Source organism: Exiguobacterium sp. s166 (genome assembly GCF_018618855.1).
GTDB lineage: Bacteria > Bacillota > Bacilli > Exiguobacteriales > Exiguobacteriaceae > Exiguobacterium_A.
In genome coordinates this window covers 573,556-595,375 of record NZ_JACSMU010000002.1, presented here as the reverse complement: position 1 = coordinate 595,375, position 21,820 = coordinate 573,556, and the positions used below count along the sequence as shown (strand labels likewise).

Genomic DNA, 21,820 nt, shown 5'->3' with positions numbered 1-21,820 from the left:
AAAAAAAGAACTTAAGCAGGAGTGATGAAGATGCATACGATTTATTTAGTTGACGATGAGGTGAACTTGAACCGCGTTTTGGTCAAGTATTTGGAACAGGAAGGTTGGCAAGTAAAATCGTTTACATCCGGGGAAGCGGCGGCATCTGCCATCATTGAAAAACCTGATTTGTGGATACTTGATATCATGTTGCCGGACTTGGACGGCTTTCAGTTGATCAAACGGATTAAAGCGCACGACGAAACGACGCCGGTCATCTTCATTTCGGCCCGGGATGAAGACATTGATAAAATCATTGGACTGGAGATGGGATCGGACGATTACATCGCTAAACCGTTTTTACCGCGCGAACTGGTTATTCGTGTAAAGAAAATTTTAGCACGTGCGTATGCGACACCGAAAACCGGTCTCATCCGGTACGGGGATTATACGATTTATCCGGAAAAGCGAGTTATCGAAGAGAATGGTCAAGAGATTGATTTGACCTCGAAAGAATATGATTTACTGATTCTGTTTGCTACGCAAATCGGAACACCGATGTCCCGGGAACAAATCTTAGTGAGCGTATGGGGCGACGATTATTTCGGATCAGACCGTGTCGTCGATGATCTCGTACGCCGTGTACGAAAAAAACTTTCCAAACTAGAACTTGAAACGATTTACGGAATCGGATACCGTTTGGTGGCTGCATGAAGAATCGGAGTCTGGGTTTTCAAATCTGGGCGATGTTCCTGTTGGTCATTGCAACACTCTCCATTGTCATATTAGTCGTCATGCGGTCGTCGATTGGTAACTTCATCGATGAGCAAGTCTATGCGACATTAGAAAACAGTGAAGTCTTTTTTTCGGAAGATGCCTCTGTCATCGAGATGTTACAAGACAATCCGATTGAATTCGATCGACGGAAACAGGAGTCACGCTCGGTCAATGTCTTATTGTTATCGAAAAATGGAAAGTTATACTATGGCGGGGCACCGCAACAGCTGGTCAATCAAATGTATCGTGATGCTATCGATCAAGAAAAAGAAATGCAAAAATACACGACCCGTCTTGATAAGGAAGATGTCTACTACAGTATCCTAAAGATGGAGATTAAAGGGGAAACCTATTACCGTGTTTCATACGTTTGGGATGCCTATCGGCAGGAACTCATCACTCAGTTATTTTCGAAAATTGGCTGGGTCGTTGCGATTGTCAGTATCTTGACCTTATTCATTGCCTTTTGGCTAGCCAGACGACTGACCCATCCTTTAATCGAGATTGAGCGGGCGGTCGGTAAGATTGCAGCTCAGAAGTGGGATACACCTCTTCCTTTGGACCGTGGCGATGAAATCGGACGATTGGCCAGGTCAGTTGATGCGATGCGAATGGACTTGGAAAAACAGGATAAAGCTCAAAAATCCTTGCTTCAAAATATCTCACATGATTTAAAAACACCGATCATGGTCATTCGCAGTTATGCCCAGTCGATTTCGGACGGAATTTATCCGGACGGTGATTTGACCGGTTCTGTTTCCGTCATCGAAGAAGAAGCGGAACGATTGGAGAAAAAAGTCGCAGCTTTGTTATATGTAACAAAACTTGATTATTTTGAACTGGATCGTTCAACATGGGATCATGTGGATTTGGACCGCATGGTTCATTTGCTTCAAAAACGGTTTGTCGGCACAAAAGTATTGACATGGAAAATTTCCGGGGAAGCGGGCATTGTGTTAGGCGAAGGGGAACAATTACGTGTGGCATTGGAAAATGTATTGGATAATGCGATTCGTTATGCCGAGTCCACGATTGAGATTCGCCTGTCCGGCACAAGGCAGTCGGCGACAGTCGAAATCCTGAATGACGGTCCGCCGTTAGAAACGTCCTCTCCGCTGTTCCATCAATTTTCTCGTGGAAAAGAAGGCAAGTTTGGTCTTGGGTTATACATCGTTAAACGGATTGTCGAACGGCACGAAGGAGAAGTGACAATTGATAATCTGATTGCGGGAAATGAAGAAAATAAAGTTTGCGTAAAATTTAATTTTCCAAGACATTTTGAGGAAGAAACAGCCGGAAAAAAATAAGATCTTAAAAAACGAGATAGCCGTATCTCGTTTTTTATTTCGGGAAATAATGAGGTCGTTCAGACAAAGTCATTTTGAATTTGATATAACCATACTAATACAAGAAAGGGGAAATCAGGATGCGACATAAAATTACGGAAGAAACATTAGCCCTTGTACCAAAGTATGGTCCATACGGTGAACCGCAAACTTTACTTATTCAAGAACAGTCAGAAGTCGTGTTAGAAGGTCATCCGATCAAGTTGATTGAAGAATCTTGTTTGTATTTTGGTTCGTCGATGCGCGGAAGAATTGAAGCGGCTCGACATATCCTGGGGCCGAATCGGAAAACACCGGTCTTAATCGATTGGAAGGCGCAAACGATTTTCTTCCCGACGACTGCGAAGGAGAAGGCGGAATGTATTTGGATTAATTTCAAGCAGATGAAAACCGTTCAAAAAAAGGGGGATACCGTTCAAGTGGAATTTCAAACAGGACAACGGATTGACACTGATGCTTCGGCTTACAGCATCGAACGGCAACGGATTAAAACACTGGAATTGGCTTACGAAATGCAACGGAGATTTCAAGAAGAACGACCGACGACGTTTAATAAAGCGCGATAAGTGGAACAATCTAACAGGAATCACTACTTAATACAGCGAATAGACAGTAAAGTGCGAGAGAGAGAATTAAAGGGAGGTGAAGCGGTCGAAAGACCGCTACACGATGAATGAATCATATGAATGGTTAAACCGTAGAAAATTACAACCTGGATTTGGTGTGAACGGTGGACGGCGTTTTATCAGTTCACGGATTGTTCGTCCTGAAAATACGCCGGGTAAAAGAGTCAAAGGTGTCAAACGCGCCCGGCAGCTTGTCGTCGACGAGTCAGGAAATCGACGGTGGGTGACGAAACGAATCGTTGTAACGGATGCTGCAAAACACATGACCATCAACCGTCGTGCATCGGTTGCTCAGAAAGAGGTCACGGAATCTCGATTGGAGCAAGTGAAACAAAAACTGACGTCGAAAAAAGTACTATTACCTGTACTGGCAGCAACAGGATTGGCAGTTGCCGGTGGAGTATTGGCGTACGTTATGCGCCGGAAAAAACGAAATACAAAAGAACAGCTATAACCTAAAACAGATGACGAATCGTCTGGATATAGTAAAAGCCGTGCTCTCCCCATGAATGAATGAGGGTAGCACGGCTTTTATGTGAGGAAGACTGCAGTTTCTTATAAAAAACGTTTACGAATCGATGTCGCAAGAGCCTTCTCAGAAATTTCTTCTAGTTCTTTTTGATTGGTTGGATCAAAACTGTCATTGTAGAATCGGCCGACGAATTCGACTCGATCGTAATCGAGTTCTTTGAAAATCAAATGTTTATGATCATCGTAGAAGACAACCCGGTAATAATCAGAGCCACGTTCAAGCGTCACAAGTGCCCGAATATGTTCTAAACGTTTTTGTTCATCTGACTTTTCTTCTTCAACAGGTTCTTCTGTCGTTTTAGCTGCTTCAGCCTGTTCGAGTGCGCTTTTTACCAATTCACTCTTTTTATCTTGTTCTTCAGTCATAGTTATCGCCTCCAGTTCTTATTTTACATTGAAACGTACCGATGAGAAAGGAAAATCCCTCATCCGTTCTGATGGGCATCACAAATGCGTAGCACATTGAAGGCACCGATTCGTAGGCGCTCAATTAAACGCGTGGCTGCCTCTGTGTCCTCGATGGTCTCTTCAATGGTCAGCATCATCAATTCAATCCATCGCACAGCGTGTACTTCTCTGATGGGCAAAAGGCGATGAATCATCGCCAGATTCATCCGTTCATCCTGTCCATCGTATTGTTTTGGACCACCTGTGAGTTGAATCAAAAATCGGATTTGTGCTTGTTCGACACGTTGGCGGTCCGGCGGGAATAACGGACGGAGAACATCATCTGTATACACACGATTATAGAATCGTGTGACAAGTTGTTCGAGTGCGTCTTTTTGACCAAGGTCTTCGTATAGCATACTTGTCCCTCTTTCTGTTCCAGCTGATGAAGACAATCATTATCTCAATCTTTACCCGCTTTTTGCAACTCCACACAAACCGATCGACAAATGATTTAAAATGGACAAGGAAGAGGACGAAAAAGAAAACAAGTTATCTGGATTGAAAAACGGACGTTTGTTCGTATTTATGAGATAATAGTACATATAATCATCCTTATAGATGAGCGCGCTTTTTGTTTTCAATACTCATCTCATATGAGCGGAAAAAAGACAGCATAAAGCTCATCGATATTAATTAAAGGAGGTGAAGATCAGCCCACCTGATGGTACGAAAACAGGTGTCAGCTGATCTGACACAATGAATTACATGCATTTAGGTCGTGCCGGTACAGGCAAGACGACAACATTAATTGAGCAGGTAATTGACCGGTTAGCTGAGCAACCGCTTGGTCCATCCATCTATTTCATCGTACCGGATCAGATGTCTTTTGAGATGGAACGTCGTATCGCGACGGATCCCCGGCTGTCGGGTCTTGTCCGGATGGAAGTCATGAGTTTACGCCGGTTTGCTTTCCATATCATCCGGGATCATGGAAACCAGGCGATTCCCTTTTTAGACGAGACCGGGACACAGTTGTTACTGCGTCAAGTTGTCGAAGAAGCGGAAGAAGAATTGAAGATTTTTAAACGGACGAAAAATATGCCCGGCTTCTACAAAGGATTGGACGAATTGATTGCCTCGTTTAAACGTTCTTTGGTAAATCCGGATATGTTGCGTCAAATCAGCAGTGCATCTCCCGAACGTTCACCGAAATTAAATGATTTAGCGCTGATTTACGAGCGCTTTACTGAACGAATCTCAAATAAGGCGCTTCATGCGGACGATTATTTCACGACATTGATTGAGCTGTTACCGAAAGCTGATTTAAGTGACGTTTCAGTCTTCGTTGATGGATTTTATGAATTTTCGTTACAGGAACAACAGGTCTTACTGCGATTGATGGAATTGACGAAAGAGATGCATCTTAGTTTTACACTGGATGTCGAAGACGTCTATGCGAAACAGTCTGAGTTTGGTGTGTCACAACGCTGCTATATGCAGTTGATCGAACAGATGAAAAAACGACAGATTGCGCATGAAGACATCTATTACACACAGACCGTTAAATTTCAGACAACAGGGTTACAGATGCTTGAACAAGCGTTACTGTCGCCCGGATACCCGGCGACGGATGACGAAGTGAACGGGTTGACGCTTTCTGCCGCAGTTAATCGTCAAGTTGAAGCAGAAGCGGCTGTCAGAAAGGTGATTCAACTGGTACGCCATGAAGGGTATCGGTTCAAGGACATCGCGTTTCTTGTCCGCCACCTTGAACCGTACGCCGATCATTTAGAACGTGCTTTTCAACTGTATGACATTCCGTACTTCCTGGATCAACGGGAATCGATGGTCCATCATCCGATTGTCGAATTAGTCCATGCCGTCCTTGAAATCGTCATGACGGGATATCGGGAAGAATCTATTTTTCGTCTGCTGAAAACAGAGCTGATTCCACTTCCGGCAGAGGATTCACGATTAGCACTTGATCGTCTGGAAACATTTGTCCTGGAGCGGGGAATCAAAGGTTCGATGTGGAAAAAACCTTGGCAATTGAAGCGACGTCTAGCTGATGAAATCAGTTTAACGGATGCTGAGTTACAAGAAGAACAGGAACTGAACGAATGGCGTCAATTCCTGGTCGAAGCCATTGAACCACTGGAGAAGCGATTCAAAGCATCTAAGACGATGAGTGAATACACACGGGCGTTATACCGTTTCTTGGAAGAACATCATTTGACGGACCGGTTAACGGTTTGGAAGCAACAAGCACTCGAAGTCAATGAACTCAGCCAAGCAAGAGAACATGATCAGGTGTACGAAGCGGTACTGCATCTCTTTGAACAGTTGGAAGCTGCGGCACCGGAAGCCACATTGACGACAGAACTATTCGTCCAGATGGTCGAGACTGGACTTGAAAGTCTCCGCTTCTCCCTTGTTCCGCCTTCGCTCGATCAAGTGATTGCGACGGATTACGTCCGGGGACGTTTACAACAGGTGAAAGTGGTCTTTTTACTCGGGGCCAATGACGGATTGATTCCACTCGTGGAAGACCAGTCTAAATTGCTGTCAGAAGGAGATCATGACTTCCTCCACGATCAAGGCATTCCGGTCGGTAAAGCCTCTTTGGACGTATTTGACGACGAATTGTATTACCTCTATCAAGGGGTGACAGCGCCAAGTGAAGCGTTGCATATCAGTTATGCGCTGGTTGACGAGGACGGCAAAGCCCTTCAGCCGGCATCCATCATCAAGCAGATCAAACATCAACTGTTGCAGGATCGCCCTGTGAAAACATCCTTTGCAGAAGCCGGTGATCATGCACCGGATGATCAACTTCAGTTCGTGACGAGTCCGGAACGGGCGGCAGCGGCAGCGGCAATCGAGTTGAGACGGCTGCAACGTCGTTATCCGATTCAACCGTCCTGGTTTGATGTGTACAATCGTTTGCTCGAAAACGGTCGGGGCCGCGAACGAATGGCGCTGTTTTCCAGTGCCTTGTTTTATCAAAATCATGCAGAGCCGTTACCGGATGATTTGGCGCGTAACCTGTATGGTGACACCATCAAAGCCAGCGTCTCCCGGTTTGAGACGTACAATGCTTGTTCTTATAAACACTTTGCCCGGTATGGATTGCGGTTAAAAGAACGGAAATTATATAAATTCGAAGCGCCGGACATCGGGAACCTATTCCACGGAGCACTCAATGATTTATCGATGAATATCAAAGCCTCGGGAAAACGCTGGCGTGAACTGGATGACCAATCGTGCAGTAATCTCGCGAAAGAAGCCGTCGAGAAGGTGACACCGGAAATTCAAAATGCGATTTTGATGAGTTCGAACCGTTTTGGATACATCAAGAAAAAATTAACGGACGTCGTCGAGCAAACTGCAAAAATGCTCGTCAAACAAGCGGAACGTTCTGAATTCGAACCTGATTTATTTGAAATCAGTTTTGGGAACGCCATGTTTCCACCACTTCGCTTCACATTACCGGATGGTACCGAAATCGAATTCACCGGTCGAATTGACCGGGTGGATCAAGCGACAATTGGCGATCAATTGTACGTCCGGGTCGTCGACTATAAATCGAGTGCTAAAGAGTTGGATTTTGCCGAAATCTATTATGGTTTGGCGATTCAAATGCTGTTGTATCTAAAAACAGTCGTTGAACAGTCGGAAGTTCTGTTTAATCAGCAGGCAAAACCGGCCGGTGCCTTGTATTTCCACGTCAAAAACCCAATGATGCGTGGAGATTTATCGGCGGATGAAATCGAAAGGAACCGGTTGTTGCTCGAATCGTATCAAATGCAAGGCATCATCGTTGAAAATGATGAAGTATTACGGGCAATGGATCAGATTGCGTACGATGAACGTCAAAAGTCACCGCTCGTCAAAGTGACATTCACGAAAACCGGTCTTCATAAGTCGCACACGAAAGGTGTCGTCAAAGAAGAAGAATTGACGGCACTGATGGATCACGCCTGGGATGAATTGAAGACGAGCAGCCAATCGATGTATGCAGGAGATATTGCGATTGATCCGTTTGATTACCAGGAACGGATACCTTGTACATTTTGTGAGTACCGTTCCGTCTGCCAGTTTGATCAATCTCTCGGAAACGACTACCGGCAATTGAAACCGTTGTCGGAAAAAGAAGTCTTGGAACGGTTGAAGGAGGAGACGGAATGAGTGTGCAGTGGACAGATGAACAGCAACGGGCAATTGATGCGAGAGGTGGACATATTTTAGTATCCGCTGCCGCTGGTTCAGGAAAGACAGCCGTACTCGTCGAACGGTTGACGCAACGTGTCATCAATCAGGAAGATCCGTTGACAGCCGACCGGATTCTTGTCGCGACGTTTACGAACGCAGCAGCTAAAGAGATGAAGACACGTGTCATCGAAGCAATCGAAGCAAAAATTAAAGATGCTCCAGATGACCTTTATTTAAAAAAACAACGGCAAATGATGAACCGTGCTCAAATCACGACGATCCATTCCTTTTGTTTATCGATTTTACGCGAAAACTATTACCGGATTGGTCTTGATCCAGCTTTTCGCATTGCGGAAGAAGCAGAGCTGTTGTTGCTGCAGGATGATGTTTTGGAAGAAGTGTTTGAGAACTACTATGCTTTAGCAGATCCGGCGTTTTATGAATTGATTGATAGTTACACATCAGACCGGGACGATCAAGCAATGTTGACCTTAATCTCGAACTTATATCGATTTTCTCGTTCACTCCCGGATCCGGAAGCATTTTATGACCACTTGATTGCGCAGTACGATCAACCGATTGATCCGGATGAGTCCAGTTTGTTGACACGATTATTTGAACTCGAATGGGAACGTGTCGCGCCGGTCATCAACCGGTATATGGAATTATCGTATCGTCTGCGACAAGCCGGATATGACGAGATGGCAGACATGTTGGTGCAGGACGTCGCACCGATCCGGCGGATTAATCCGGAACAGGACCGCTGGACGACCGTCGCCCTTGCTTTTCAGGCCGTCGAATTCGGCCGCTGGAAAGGAATCCGCGGAGACGAGGAAATGAAGAAATTCCAGACCGAACGGACGCGTCTCGTCGGTGATCTCAAAAAGATGCGTGATTTGTTCGTTGAGAAGGACGGGGTTGATTATCTGGAAGATTTACGTTCGCAACTGGGGCATGTCCAGATGATCGTCACGCTCGTTCGAAGTTTCTCGGCAGCCTATCTTGAAGCGAAGCAGCAGCGGGGCATCGTTGATTTTTCCGACCTTGAGCATTTTGCATTAGCCATCTTGGAACAGGACGGAGAGGCAACGGATGTCGCTCGTTTGCTCCAAGAACGCTTCATTGAAGTTTTAGTGGATGAATATCAGGATACAAACGAAGTGCAGGAACGGATTCTGCGGCTTGTTTCAAAATCAGATGAAGCAACCGGAAATCTGTTTATGGTTGGTGACGTAAAACAATCGATTTATAAATTCCGTCATGCCGAGCCCGGATTGTTTTTGAATAAGTTTAAACGATTCCAACAAACAGAAGTCGGGACACGAATTGATTTGACGAAAAATTTCCGAAGCCGTTTAGAAGTCTTGGATGGTACCAATCATATTTTCCGTCAAGTCATGGACGAAGCCGTCGGAGAAATTGATTATGATGAAGCAGCTTATTTGCGGCTAGGGAATCTCGGATATGTCGAATCAACCCAAGTCAATCCTGAATTGCTGTTAGTGGACCAGACAGACACGAATAAAGAAGAATTGGAAGCTCAAGTCATAGCGACACGCATCATCGAGATGGTGAATGATGAAAATCCCTACCTCGTATTTGATGCAAAACAAAAGCGTTTCCGTAAATGTGAATACCGTGATATCGTTGTCCTCGTACGTTCGAGAGGAAAACGGGTCCAGGCATTGGTCGACGTCTTTGAACAGTACGAACTTCCTGTCTATGCGGATACGACGGGCGGTTATTTTCAAGCAACCGAGATTCAAATCATGATGGCGCTCTTGAAGACAATCGATAATCCGTTGCAGGATATCCCGTTTGCCAGTGTCTTGCGATCACCGATTTTTGGATTGACGGATCGGGATTTAGGACGGATTCGTGCTAAATCGAAAGACGGGTCATTCTACGAAGCAGCTACTCTTGTGGCGAAAGAACAAACACCGCTTGGTTTGCGTGTCGGTGAAGCGCTCAATCAGTTGCAAAACTGGCGCACGGAAGCACGCGGGAAGTCGCTTGCGAGCTTAATTCGTTCCTTGTTTGATCAAACCGGTTACTTTGAATACGTCGGTTGTCTGAACGGGGGACGGAGCCGGCAAGCGAATTTAAATGCTCTGTACGAACGAGCCCATCAGTATGAGGCCTCCGGTTATCGGGGATTGTATCGCTTCTTACGTTTGATTCATCGTTTAGTCGAACGCGGGGAAGATTTTTCAGAAGCCCGTTCGTTAGGGGAAGACGAAGATGTCGTCCGAATCATGACAATCCACCAATCAAAAGGACTGGAATTCCCGGTAACGATCGTCAGCCAGTTAGGTAAGCAGTTTAATAAACAGGATCAAATCCAAGCGATTCAACTGCATAAGACGTATGGCATTGCGCTGGATGCGATTGATCCCGTTAAACGCCTGCGTTCCGGAACACTTCTGAAAGAAGTCATCCGCCGGGAAATGGACCGTGAAATGAAAGCGGAAGAGATGCGTGTTCTTTATGTTGCAATGACACGGGCGAAAGAAAAGCTGATTCTTGTAGGGGCAATCAAAGGTCTGGAAGATCAGCTTGCCAAATGGCAGGATCAACCGTTCGATGAGCTTTTGTTGCCGGAACTGGATCGCCGAAATGCTAAGACCTATGCGGACTGGGTGGCACCAGCTGTCCTGCGTAATTTCCTACTGAACGAACAGGAACAACGCTGGGCATTCCGGGTCATTGCACATGACGAGATTGCTCCTTATCAAGAACTGACCAAGATGGTCGAGCAACTCGAACACGTCCGTGTCCTTGAGAAAATTGATTATGCGGGTGACGAGACGCTGAATGCGCAGATTGAATCTGCTTTTGCGTATCACTATCCGTATCAAGTCGCGACGGATACCGCTGCGAAACAAACCGTTACGGAGTTGAAGCGGACAGAACAACTCGAACGGGCTGCTTTTGAATCGACCTACCGGCAATCGACCTATTACCGGACACCCCAATTTTTAGGTCCGACATTAACGGGAGCCGAACGCGGAACAGTCTTGCATTTAGCGATGCAGTTGTACGAGTCCGGTCGTCCCCTTGAAGAGCAGATCCTCGACTGGCAACAGGCGGAACGCGTTTCAGACTTGGAAGCCCGGACGATGCGGGAAGCTATGCCTGAATTGACGATGTTCTTTGCTTCAGAAATCGGACAATTATTTGAGCAGCGTCTTGTGACGGGAGATGTCTACCGTGAATTGCCGTTCACCTATAAGATTGATTCAGCCCGATTCCGGACAGACTGGCATGGTCCAAGTGATCAGGCCGTCATGCAGGGGATTGTCGACTGTCTGATTCACGACGGCGAAACATATATTCTGCTCGATTATAAATCGGACCAAGTTTTTGAAACGATTGACGGTCAGGATCAAGCAGAGATATTGCGAACACGTTATGCAACACAGTTGAATTTATATCAAGAAGCGTTGGAAGCCATCTTAGACATTCAAATCAGCCGGAAATTAATTTATGCGTTTGCGCTCCAAGAAGTGATTGAAATTTACTGATTACCTCACGTCTGACGAATTGATTCTGTCACCTGTTCAGGGAACGGAATCAATTCGTTAGACGATTTTCATTTCTAAATATGAAAGAACTGTGTAAAATGAAAAGGTATGTAAAAAGAATAACCAGATACCGTAGGAGGTTTTATAGATGGCACGTATTTTATTAGCGGAAGACGAAGATGTGTTACGCATGTTGGTGCTCGATACATTAGAAGATGAAGGGTATACGATTGATGAAGCGACAGATGGTGATGAAGCCTATCAGAAAATCATGAGTCAGCATTATGATCTTGTTTTGCTCGATTATATGATGCCGGGAATGACGGGGATTGAAGTCATCGAAAAGGTACGACGTCATCCGGACAAACAAAATTTAAAAATCATGATGTTAACAGCAAAAAGCCAACAATCTGATCGGGAACGGGCAGAAGAAATTGGAGCGAATTATTTCTTTTCTAAACCGTTTAGTCCACTCGAATTGATTGATGTCGTAGGAGGAATATTGAGTGATCATCCAGTGGATTAATCGAAAAATCGGACGCCAGTTAATGGCCTCCTTTTATATCGTTTTAACGACACTTATGATTTCTTCACTGATTGTCTACAATTATACCGATACGAAATTACAAGAAACCCGATTGAAGCTAGAAGACATAAGAGAACGAAGTGCCCGTGCCGGCGCACTGTGGGAAGAATGGCAGGACCTGCAGTTTAACATGCGGGGCTATGCGCTGATTGGTGATCAGGAAATTTATCAGAAGATGGTCAATCAACGGAAAACCATTGATGAACAAACACGCTGGTTTGAAGAAAATGCAATTTATCAACAAGGAAAAGATTATGCACGTTCTTCACGTGAACTCTATGCGTACTACTTCGAGTCGATTTTGCCGTTGATCCAATCGTATGTGGAAGCGAAGGAATCCGGAACGGTCACGGAATCTTTTTTGGAAGGGAAGACACTAACTTCCTTACCGCTCGGAAAAGAGTTGCAGGCGAATGGACGAATCAAGCTAGACACTTCTGGAAACATTGATGTCTTGTCGGAAATCAATAAAAGTGAGTTAGCACTTGGCGGATATCGAGACTTTTTAGAAGACTGGTCAGAAAAAACAAGCGGACAGTTGGAGCGGGAAATTCAGACGACTCAACTGATTTGGCTGTCGAACATCATCGTATTAGTCGGTGTATTGATCTTCTTCGTTTATCCGTTCATTCGTAAAATTACAGCAGAGTTGTTATCACTCGTCAAAAATAGCCAACGTCTAGCCGGTGGTGAAGACATCAAACATGTCAAAGTTTCTGGACGGAAAGATGAGATTGGAATTTTAGCTTTGTCCTTCAATCAAATGGCGAGCTCGATTTCCGAAAATAAACAACATCTTTTAGCCAAAAACGAAGAATTGCAGGCACAGCAGGAAGAACTGCAGGCGCAACAGGAAGAATTGCAGGCGCAGCAGCAGGAACTGGAGGAAGCACTCGAGTTGACGATGCGCAACGAACAACACCTGCAATACCGTAATGATTTGACTGAAACGCTGGCAGCAAGGGAAGCGTTGACGGCTTATCCGGAAATCATTGAAAAGTTAATTGCCATCACGGATTCGGAAATCGGAGCGCTTGTCTTCGTCGATGAAGAATCTGCCTACTCGATTGTGACACACGGGATGACAGATGAACTTTCGGAGCGGTTGTTAGGAAGCGATCTTTCTTTATTGAAACGGGCTGAGTCATTGAAAAAAGCCGTCCATTCCTCTAAACAGGTCGCAAGTGATCATCCGTTACCGTATCCATACTATATGTATGAGACGGCAGTCCCGATTCTCGATCCGGCGTCGGAAGAAGCAATCGCGTTCATTTATCTGGTTCGTTACCGGGACCAGTTTACGAATGAACAGATGCGTGACATCATGTCATTTTCACGTCAGCTGTCTCTGTCGTTGCTCCGCATGCGGTTATTTGATGAAATGAACCGTGAGAAGACGAAAACAGAACGGATTCTGGACTCAATTCGTGAAGCCGTCATCTATATCGAACCGGGAAAAGACGAAGTATTCGTCAATCGTCCTTTGTATGATCTGTTTCCAGAACTTCAATATGGAGCGACAAAAAACGAAACCCTTCAAGGGTGTCTCGATATCATTCATGCTGTCGTGGATGAACCGGAAGTGTTTGCACGCTATATGGAAGGTATCTTACGAGGCGAAGTTCCAAAAGACAGTCTCCAGTTTTCAATCCATCAACAAGTCGTCTTTATTCAGTTTTATGTAGAAACGATTGAAGTCGAAGGAATTCGAAAAGGAACGATGCTCGTCTTGCGTGATGTGACGAAGGAAACAGAGATGGACCGTCTGAAATCGGAGTTGGTCTCGACTGTCTCCCACGAATTACGGACTCCGTTATCTTCCATCTATGGTTTTACGGAACTGATGTTGAACCGGAAGATGGATCTTTCAAAACAAGACAAGTATTTAAAAACCATCCATTCAGAAACGGAACGTTTGTCGAATCTCGTCAATGATTTTCTTGATGTTCAACGGATGGAAGCGAGAATTCAATCCTATCAAAAAGGATTACTTAATCTACAACCGCTTTTAGAAGAAACGACTCAATTCTATGCGGCGTCGACAACAAACCATACGATCACGTTCCATTCCTTAACAGACATTTGTCCGCTGATTGAAGCGGATGAGGAAAAAATGAAGCAGTTGATGAATAATCTATTGAACAATGCCGTCAAGTACTCTCCGTTAGGCGGTAATATCGAAGTCGTGTTGGAAGCAAATCGACACCATGTCCAGTTTGCCGTACGAGACGAAGGAATCGGAATTCCGAAATCGGCTTTGGCGAAGTTATTCGACAAATTTTATCGGGTGGATAATTCAGACAGCCGGAAAATTGGCGGGACAGGTCTGGGTCTTGCAATTTGTAAGGAAATCGTCGAAGGACATGACGGAGAGATTACGGTCGAGTCGATTGAAAAGCAGGGCAGCACGTTTACTGTGAAGCTACCGACACACGTCTCGGAGTACGCCGTTATTTCTGACGGAATTGATATGTCAGGAAAATAACACTATATCTGAAGCTTAAAATCAGATACGATGAATGGAGAATGAATAAAGGGGGAATTCAAATGCCGATTACTGCATTTGTACACACACACGTTTTATTATGGGTTTTACTGCTCGTTACATTTTTTGTTGCATTCTCGATGTACAAAAATGGAAAAAGTGCTGCCAAAGGTGTTCACATGGCGTTTCGTCTCTTGTTGCTCTTGACGTTTGCGACCGGACTTTATCTTTACATCAAAATCATGGGTATGTCCGCTAATCCGGATGGTTTGTATCACGCTAAGATTACAGCAGGTCTCCTCGTCTTGATTTTGGGTGAGTTGACACTCGTTCGTTTGAAAAAAGGAAAATCTTATTCTGGTTTCTTACTTGGATTTGGAGTGCTGGTTCTCGTAACAATTTTCCTTGGTTACTCGTTACCATACGGCATGCAATTCTTCTAAATCGATTTTAATCAAAACGACAAAAAAATAATCTGTTTGTTTGGTTTACACACGTTTCTCATGATAGAGAGGAACGTGTGTTTTTTTGTGTTTACAATCTGTTGTTATTTGGGAAAAGGGATATATTACGCAGTCGAGAGGGGAACGCTTGTGGCACAGTTGAAAGAATGGACAAAAGTTTTCCGGGCAAGAAAGTGGATGAAGCGAGCAGAACCGATTTTACCGTTATGGCACGGTTATATTGGATATAAGTATGGTCTGTTTGATGTTTTAGGATCAGGGGCGACACGGGCCGAAGCACAAGTCCGTCTTAAGCAGCCGTTGACGACAGAAGCCTTATCCCGTTGGTTTGAAGTCGGGTTGGCGGTAGGACATTTAAAAAAGAAAGACTTGCGCTATACAGCGACACGTCATGTTTTACCTGAATTATCAAAAACAGATGAGAGAAGCATCGGTTTTATGTTATCCGAGTTGATGGAACTTCATCTGCCTGCCTTATTCTCTTATCCGCAATTTTTAGAACATGGTCAACAAAAAAAGTTTGATGGCGAAGAACACGGCGACATCGTAGCAGAAACATCTGCGTTGGTGGAAACTGTTGCATTTCCTGCTGTCCGTCACATCATCCGCAGTCAAAATGTGACATCACTACTTGATATCGGCTGTGCCTACGGTGGTTACTTACGTAAAATTCACGAAGCATTGCCTGAACTACGACTGGCAGGAATTGATATCGAGGAATCGGTCATCGCGGAAGCGAAACGACGGGATACGACCGGAGAAATTGATTTTACTGTCGGGGATATTAAAACATACGACGTCAAAGAAACATATGACGGCGTCATGATGAACAACATTTTGTATTATTTCCCGAAAGAAGAACGGCTTCGTCTTTTAGAAGGTGTCCGGCGTTTCCTTAAAGATGACGGGACGGTCATTTTGGTCACACCATTACGCGACAGTGAACATGGTGCACCATTCTCCGCGGCATTCAATGCGTTCATGACGTTACATGAAAATCTTTACCCGTTGCCGGGGAAAGAAGAATTGACAGAACAACTTCATGCTGCCGGTTTTAAAAATGTGTCGATTTCACCATTTTTAAAAGAAGGAGCTTGGTATATCGTAACTGCAAACGCCACTTCCTAAAGGAAGCTTGGCGTTTTTACAGTTTCAGGACAGTTCAGATTTGTGGGGAGTAGTATGTGATTAGTATAATAGTTAAAACGAGTAGAGAAAAGGGAGAGATTCATGTGAAGCAGCGTGTAGCCGTTATTGGAGCAGGACCTGGAGGGCTCGCTTGTGCGATGTTGCTGGCAGGTAGAGGAATAGATGTCACCGTATATGAAAAACAACCGATCGTTGGGGGACGAACGTCTCGCGTACAGGTCGGAGATTATCAATTTGACCGTGGTCCTACCTTTTTAAATATGCCGCACATTTTAGAAAATTTGTTTACAAGTATCGGTCTGGATATGAAGGACTATTTGGATTTGAAAGCGCTGGATCCGATGTACACGCTCTATTTTAACGGGGGAAAAGATCACTTTACGATGACGACGGATCGTGATCGGATGAAACAAACGATTGAGCAGCATTTCCCTGGAAATGGGGAAGGGTATGACCGTTTCATGGCAGAACAAGCCTTGAAGCTGGCGAAACTGATGCCGATACTGCAGACGAAGCACGATAAACTAACGGATTATCTGTCTCCACGCGTCATTACGGCACTTCCGCGTCTTTCTCTTGGGCGTTCTTTATATGATGTCCTGTCCGATTATTTTACGAGTGAAGAATTGAAATATGCCTTTACGTTCCAAGCTAAATATTTAGGCATGTCAGCTTGGGAGTGCCCGGGTGGCTTTTCTATCTTGTCTTATATGGAACATGCTTACGGTGTCCATCATCCAATCGGTGGAATGAATCAAATCCCAGAAGCGATGAAACGGGCAGTGGAAGAACTCGGGGGAACCGTCCATCTTAATACAGGGATCAGTCAATTGATTTTGGAAGGGACGACCGCGACAGGAGTCATCCTCGAGTCGGGTGAACATGTTCTATACGATGATGTCGTTGTCGGAGCAGACTTTGCGCATGCGATGAATCATCTTGTTCCTGAAGGTGTTTTAAAAAAATGGTCGCGTCCGAAAATTGATCGTAAAAGGTTCTCTTGTTCGACGTTCATGCTGTACTTAGGTGTCAATAAATCATTTGATGCCCCGCACCATACGATTTATTTTGCTGATGATTATGAAAGAAATGTCCGGGAGATGACTCAGACATTGGAATTATCAGATGACTTTTCATTTTATGTCCAAAATCCATCAATCATCGACGGAACACTTGCACCGAAAGGGAAATCATCTTTGTACGTCTTAGTACCCGTTCCGAATAATTATTCCGAACTTGACTGGGCAATTGAAGGACCTAAACTGCGTCGTCGTGTCCTCGATGCACTGGAACACCGTTCTCCATATAAAGGTGTCGAAGCAGCAATTGAAGTGGAAGAGATGTTTACACCAGATGACTGGGAAGCGATGGGCGTGCACCAAGGGGCAACATTTAATTTGGGACATCAATTAACACAAATGATGTACTTTAGACCACACAATCGTTTTGAAGAACTGCATCACGTTTATTTAGTGGGAGGCGGAACACATCCTGGAAGTGGACTTCCGACCATCTTTGAATCAGCTCGGATCACGGCGGACTTATTGACAAGTGAAGTAGGTGTCGGAAAATGAAGATTGGATTCGTCGGAGCAGGTGTCGGAACTTTACACGCCGCGTTATTGTTAACAAAACGATACCCGGAAGTGGAAATCACAATTTTTGAAAAAGAGTCACGTGCAGGTGGTCGACTCGCATCTGTTGATTTCGAGACAGGCGGAAGAATTGACCAGGGTCCCACAATCGTCTTGATGCCTGGAAAACTCCAGGAACAACTGAAAGAAGCTGGTCTGGAAGGTGTTGAGCTGGAGCGGATTGACCCGTTGTATGATCTGCATTTTGATGACGGAACGATTGTGACAAAACAAGCGGATGTGGTCGATCAAACGATTGCGATTGAGCGTCAATTTGGAGAAGGTCGCGGATTCCAAGAATTTATGCAACAAAAAGCAAAGGATTATGACGTTAGCGTATCGAAATTTTTAGAGCGGACCTATTTCCGTAAACGTGATTTGTTACATCCGGATATGTTAGCACCTTTAGTAAAGATGCATGCGATGGAAACAGCACATGATCATTTAAAACGTTTCTTTAAAAGTAAACACTTGCGAATGGCTTACAGTTTTCCGACTTTTTATATTGGAGGAAATCCTTATACGACACCTTCGATTTATGGACTGATTCCTTATCGGGAACAAGAAGAGGGCGTCTGGTACGTTAAAGGCGGATACTTCTCTTTAGCGGAGCGGATGTACGAAGTATTAGTCGAGCGAGGGGTTACGTTCAAGTTCAATCAACCGGTCGACCGTGTTTTGATACAACAAGGTCAGGCGAAGGGACTTGTCGCTGCAGGGCAAGAATACACGTATGATACCGTTGTCTTGAACGGTGAATTTCCATTGATGGAATACCTGGTAGAAGGTAAGCAACCGAAAAAGTATGTGCCATCCGGCGGAACATTACTGTTGTACTTTAAAATTGACGGGAAAGTCGATTTACCGGTTCATCGTTTTTTAATGCCAAGTGATTTAAAACCGTTGATGACGTCCATCTTCAAAAAAAATGAGTTGCCAGAACATCCTGCTGTCTATTTATTTAATCCAAGCAAGATTGATGACTCGCTGACGGAATCAGGTACAAGTGTCGTCTATGCATTAGTGCCATCACCACGCGGATTTAATCAAGAGAACTATGAAGCGCACGGGTTTATTGATCAGATTTCAGAAAAAATCGAGCAGCATCTACCTGGTTTCCAAAGTAAAGTTACAGAAATGAAAATACGCACACCTCAAGACGCACAAGATTTTGGGTTGTATGAAGGTGGAAGTTTTGGTATTGCACCGACGATTCGTCAATCAGCCGCCTTGAAAACACAAGCCAAACCTTATGCTGATATTGATCGGTTGTATGCAGTAGGCGCATCTGTCCATCCGTGTGGAGGCGTTCCGATCGTCATGATGGGAGCGACATTACTTGTCAATCGAATGGAACAAGAGATGAGGTGGAAAAATGGATACAGTGACGAACGCATATCTAATATGTGAACAAACGATTCAAGATGGATCAAAAACCTTTTATAAAGCCTTCTCTTTATTGCCGAGACAGGATCGAATGGCAGTATACGCCATCTATACGTTTTGTCGTCATCTTGATGATACGGTAGATGAATCAGCGACTCCAAAAGAAAGTTTAGCGGAATTTTTGGAAGAGTTTCGTTTATTTCGATCCGGTCAATCGATTAATAAACCATTATGGATTGCACTCGCAGATGTCTTTAAAAGATATGAGATGGATGAAACGCCATTTTTAGAACTGGCAGAAGGCATGCGGTGGGATATCGAGAAAAACCGATATCAATCACTGGAAGAGACGGAAAAGTACAGTTATTACGTCGCGAGTACAGTTGGTTTGATGTTGTTGCCGATTCTTGCACCCAAACAAAATGATTTACGGGAGTCAGCCATTCAATTAGGAATCGCGATGCAATTAACAAACATTCTTCGCGATGTAGGCGAGGATGCAAAACGAGGACGCGTCTATTTACCGAAAGACTGGATGGATCAGTATGGTGTGACGACGGAATCGTTGCTGACGGGAACCCCTTCCGGTGATTTTGCTGGATTGTGGGAAGCACTGGCGTTAAGAGCCGAACATTTATATGATGCAGCAACGCCTTCGTTTGATCGCTACCCGAAAGAAAGTCGCCGTGCGCTGAAAGTGGCGTCCTTACTTTACCGGGGGATTCTGGACGCGGCACGGGATAATCAATATGATGTGTTCACAAAACGTGCCTATGTCAGCCGGTGGCAAAAGATGAAGTTACTCGCTACGATTTAACGAAAACCCCATAAAAAAAAGACCTTGGCGGGGACCAAGGTCTTTTTTTTTATGGAGTTTAGACCGGGGAGTCTAAACTGAAATCTGTTTGTACAAAATCAGATACATAGTTCCAACAAGACAGGTCGCGATCCACGGGGATGGATCTGTTAATGATTGAGCCATCTGTAAACTGATTGGGATGAGACGATCTAAGGGGGAACGTCGTAAGTCATGCCAAACAGTTTACGGTGGTGTATCTATTGAACAAGTGGGTCTTGAACAAATGATTGAGACAAAACAGATATGTTAAGTTCCTAAACGCTTTTGACTCGGGGAAGTCACCATGCGCTTGATTGAGGATGTGGGGTCAATCACTACCTCTTGAACTCGAAGTAATCGTATCAAATCTAAGTTGTCCGTACAAGTAATTGATATGCAATTCACATAACGTTCACAGGGTGGAGGCGACAGCGGACACGATTCGTTCGCTTGCCAGTTTTCCTGAAAGCGTTACCATTGGACTACCGCCACCGGGATGCGTCGATCCGCCGGCAAAAAACAAATTGTGAACATTCTTTGAACGGTTGCTTGGACGCATGAAAGCGCCACGTGTGCCGTTTGAAGAAAGACCATACAGCGAACCATGATATGCTGAAAATTTTTGTTCAATGTCTTGCGGAGTGATCCGCTGTTCGAATAAAACATCAGACGTGATATCGATTCCGAACTGTTGCAGACGTTGATTGATAATTTTATCATACGTATCAAAATCAATGGCAGACCCTTTATGAGTAGCTGGAGCATTTACAAGAACAAACAGATTATCGCCGGCTTCTCCCATTTCCGGTGCAGTGACCGAAGAGTTCGAGATGTAAATGGTCGGTTCTTCTGCATAACGATTTTGATTGAACAAAGCCTCGAACTCAGCTTCATAATCAGAAGAGAAAAAGACATTGTGATGTGCGAGTCCATCAATACGGCGTCCAAGTCCGATACACCGGACATAAGCAGAAATCGACGGCTCCATTTGTGAAGGTGTTGGATTTTTGAAGTCAGGCCGGACGGTTTCTGAAATCAATCGTGGATACTGTGTCAGCAAGTCCCCGTTTAAAACGATGAAATCAACAGACAGATAATCTACGTGATTGAGTTCAATTTCTGTTGCCAACTGATTCGTCACTTCAATCTGTGTCACTTCGTCTCCTAACCGGAAAGTAACACCAAGTTCACGGGCACGACGGGCAAATCCTTCGGCGATGGTCGTATTTCCGCCACGGGTGAAATACACACCGTCATTTAACTCGAGATGGGCAATCAAACCGAATGTAGCGGGTGCTTGAAACGGACTGCTTCCAATGTAGGTCGCATAGCGGTCAAGTGCTTGAATCAGCTGGGGATCCTTAAAATATTTTTTGTGCAGTCCATGAAGTGTCTTTAAAGGGTGAACCTTGATCATGTCGCGTAATAAGGAAAAATTGAAATAAGAGTCGATATTGATGAAAAATTGTTGTTTAGCGATGTTGTACAGTTCTCTAACCTCGTCCTGGTAGCCCGTAATGTCATTTTTAACAAGCTGACCATTCGTGAAGCGGTCGACTTCAGTCCGCATCGCCTCACGACCACTGGCGAACGTTAACGAACGTCCATCCGGAAAGTGATTGACGGTATGACGTGGCAATTTTTCAAACGTAAAGTAGTCATCCGGATCTGCTCCTGACTCTAAAATGACGGATTGAAAGATTTCAGGCATCGTGATGGTATTGGGACCGAAGTCAAACCGGTGTCCCTCAGACGTAATCGGCATCATCTTTCCACCGATGTGTTCGTTGCGTTCAATGACAGTAACGTTAAACCCTTTTGAAGCCAGTGAGATGGCGGCACTCAAACCGCCAAGCCCCGCTCCGATGACTGCGATATGCTTCATAACAATAAA

16 protein-coding genes are annotated in these 21,820 nt (G+C 44.7%); 13 read left to right on the top strand and 3 right to left on the bottom strand.

The genetic code is table 11. The annotated features are described in order from the left end of the window. Positions 1-30: 30 nt before the first annotated feature. The 4 genes from KNP93_RS07390 to KNP93_RS07375 all read left to right on the top strand — a co-directional run bounded on the left by KNP93_RS07390 (position 31) and on the right by KNP93_RS07375 (position 3,182). Positions 31-693, top strand: coding sequence for a response regulator transcription factor (locus KNP93_RS07390; protein ID WP_131503888.1), 663 nt, complete (start codon positions 31-33; stop codon positions 691-693). Further along, on the top strand, positions 690-2,063 hold the full coding sequence (locus tag KNP93_RS07385) for a sensor histidine kinase (protein WP_214854186.1): 1,374 nt from the start codon (positions 690-692) through the stop codon (positions 2,061-2,063). The genes KNP93_RS07390 and KNP93_RS07385 overlap by 4 nt, the downstream gene beginning before the upstream one ends. A gap of 119 nt (positions 2,064-2,182) precedes the next feature. Further along, positions 2,183-2,668 carry a competence protein ComK gene (locus KNP93_RS07380; RefSeq protein WP_131503890.1) on the top strand — a complete coding sequence of 162 codons (486 nt, stop codon included), beginning with the start codon at positions 2,183-2,185 and terminating at the stop codon, positions 2,666-2,668. Between the two features lie 76 nt (positions 2,669-2,744). Then, positions 2,745-3,182: a hypothetical protein gene (locus KNP93_RS07375; RefSeq protein ID WP_371819883.1), complete on the top strand. Its 438-nt coding sequence runs from the start codon at positions 2,745-2,747 to the stop codon at positions 3,180-3,182. A 101-nt stretch (positions 3,183-3,283) separates the two neighbouring features. Here KNP93_RS07375 and KNP93_RS07370 read toward each other — a convergent pair whose 3' ends face one another. Both KNP93_RS07370 and KNP93_RS07365 read right to left on the bottom strand, forming a co-directional pair. Further along, entirely contained in the window at positions 3,284-3,625 is a 342-nt protein-coding gene (locus KNP93_RS07370; protein ID WP_014969716.1) for a hypothetical protein, read from the bottom strand. 59 nt (positions 3,626-3,684) lie between these two features. After that, positions 3,685-4,065 (bottom strand): truncated hemoglobin, encoded by a 381-nt coding sequence (locus tag KNP93_RS07365; RefSeq protein ID WP_188005207.1) that lies wholly within the window; start codon positions 4,063-4,065, stop codon positions 3,685-3,687. A gap of 340 nt (positions 4,066-4,405) precedes the next feature. Here KNP93_RS07365 and addB point away from each other — a divergent pair, with 340 nt between their 5' ends. The 9 genes from addB to KNP93_RS07320 all read left to right on the top strand — a co-directional run bounded on the left by addB (position 4,406) and on the right by KNP93_RS07320 (position 19,905). Continuing rightward, positions 4,406-7,837 carry a helicase-exonuclease AddAB subunit AddB gene (addB, locus tag KNP93_RS07360; RefSeq protein ID WP_214854183.1) on the top strand — a complete coding sequence of 1,144 codons (3,432 nt, stop codon included), beginning with the start codon at positions 4,406-4,408 and terminating at the stop codon, positions 7,835-7,837. Next, positions 7,834-11,385, top strand: coding sequence for a helicase-exonuclease AddAB subunit AddA (gene addA / locus KNP93_RS07355; protein WP_214854180.1), 3,552 nt, complete (start codon positions 7,834-7,836; stop codon positions 11,383-11,385). The genes addB and addA overlap by 4 nt, the downstream gene beginning before the upstream one ends. Before the next feature lie 148 nt (positions 11,386-11,533). After that, positions 11,534-11,911, top strand: a complete 378-nt coding sequence (locus KNP93_RS07350) for a response regulator (RefSeq protein WP_012369636.1) — start codon at positions 11,534-11,536, stop codon at positions 11,909-11,911. Further along, on the top strand, positions 11,892-14,456 hold the full coding sequence (locus KNP93_RS07345; RefSeq protein ID WP_131503896.1) for an ATP-binding protein: 2,565 nt from the start codon (positions 11,892-11,894) through the stop codon (positions 14,454-14,456). Before KNP93_RS07350 ends, KNP93_RS07345 begins: the two co-directional genes overlap by 20 nt. A gap of 62 nt (positions 14,457-14,518) precedes the next feature. Further along, positions 14,519-14,899 carry a DUF1516 family protein gene (locus KNP93_RS07340; protein WP_131503898.1) on the top strand — a complete coding sequence of 127 codons (381 nt, stop codon included), beginning with the start codon at positions 14,519-14,521 and terminating at the stop codon, positions 14,897-14,899. Between the two features lie 150 nt (positions 14,900-15,049). Continuing rightward, the gene (locus KNP93_RS07335) at positions 15,050-16,048 is read left to right on the top strand and encodes a class I SAM-dependent methyltransferase (RefSeq protein WP_214854166.1); all 999 of its coding nucleotides are present in this window, start codon (positions 15,050-15,052) and stop codon (positions 16,046-16,048) included. A gap of 104 nt (positions 16,049-16,152) precedes the next feature. Continuing rightward, positions 16,153-17,643, top strand: coding sequence for a phytoene desaturase family protein (locus tag KNP93_RS07330; RefSeq protein WP_214854150.1), 1,491 nt, complete (start codon positions 16,153-16,155; stop codon positions 17,641-17,643). Then, on the top strand, positions 17,640-19,112 hold the full coding sequence (locus tag KNP93_RS07325) for a phytoene desaturase family protein (RefSeq protein ID WP_131503901.1): 1,473 nt from the start codon (positions 17,640-17,642) through the stop codon (positions 19,110-19,112). Before KNP93_RS07330 ends, KNP93_RS07325 begins: the two co-directional genes overlap by 4 nt. Continuing rightward, entirely contained in the window at positions 19,078-19,905 is an 828-nt protein-coding gene (locus KNP93_RS07320; protein WP_131503902.1) for a phytoene/squalene synthase family protein, read from the top strand. Before KNP93_RS07325 ends, KNP93_RS07320 begins: the two co-directional genes overlap by 35 nt. A gap of 433 nt (positions 19,906-20,338) precedes the next feature. Here KNP93_RS07320 and KNP93_RS07315 read toward each other — a convergent pair whose 3' ends face one another. Next, a complete protein-coding gene (locus tag KNP93_RS07315; RefSeq protein ID WP_131973244.1) occupies positions 20,339-21,811 on the bottom strand; it encodes a phytoene desaturase family protein in 1,473 nt (490 codons plus the stop codon). Between the last annotated feature and the right edge of the window lie 9 nt (positions 21,812-21,820).

Bases quoted from the DNA above. Each gene is read 5' to 3' on its own strand.
- addA (WP_214854180.1), top strand. From the start codon at position 7,834: ATGAGTGTGCAGTGGACAGATGAACAGCAACGGGCAATTGATGCGAGA.
- KNP93_RS07340 (WP_131503898.1), top strand. From the start codon at position 14,519: ATGCCGATTACTGCATTTGTACACACACACGTTTTATTATGGGTTTTA.
- KNP93_RS07380 (WP_131503890.1), top strand. From the start codon at position 2,183: ATGCGACATAAAATTACGGAAGAAACATTAGCCCTTGTACCAAAGTAT.
- KNP93_RS07350 (WP_012369636.1), top strand. From the start codon at position 11,534: ATGGCACGTATTTTATTAGCGGAAGACGAAGATGTGTTACGCATGTTG.
- addB (WP_214854183.1), top strand. From the start codon at position 4,406: ATGAATTACATGCATTTAGGTCGTGCCGGTACAGGCAAGACGACAACA.
- KNP93_RS07385 (WP_214854186.1), top strand. From the start codon at position 690: ATGAAGAATCGGAGTCTGGGTTTTCAAATCTGGGCGATGTTCCTGTTG.
- KNP93_RS07365 (WP_188005207.1), bottom strand. From the start codon at position 4,065: ATGCTATACGAAGACCTTGGTCAAAAAGACGCACTCGAACAACTTGTC.
- KNP93_RS07370 (WP_014969716.1), bottom strand. From the start codon at position 3,625: ATGACTGAAGAACAAGATAAAAAGAGTGAATTGGTAAAAAGCGCACTC.
- KNP93_RS07315 (WP_131973244.1), bottom strand. From the start codon at position 21,811: ATGAAGCATATCGCAGTCATCGGAGCGGGGCTTGGCGGTTTGAGTGCC.
- KNP93_RS07320 (WP_131503902.1), top strand. From the start codon at position 19,078: ATGGATACAGTGACGAACGCATATCTAATATGTGAACAAACGATTCAA.
- KNP93_RS07390 (WP_131503888.1), top strand. From the start codon at position 31: ATGCATACGATTTATTTAGTTGACGATGAGGTGAACTTGAACCGCGTT.
- KNP93_RS07325 (WP_131503901.1), top strand. From the start codon at position 17,640: ATGAAGATTGGATTCGTCGGAGCAGGTGTCGGAACTTTACACGCCGCG.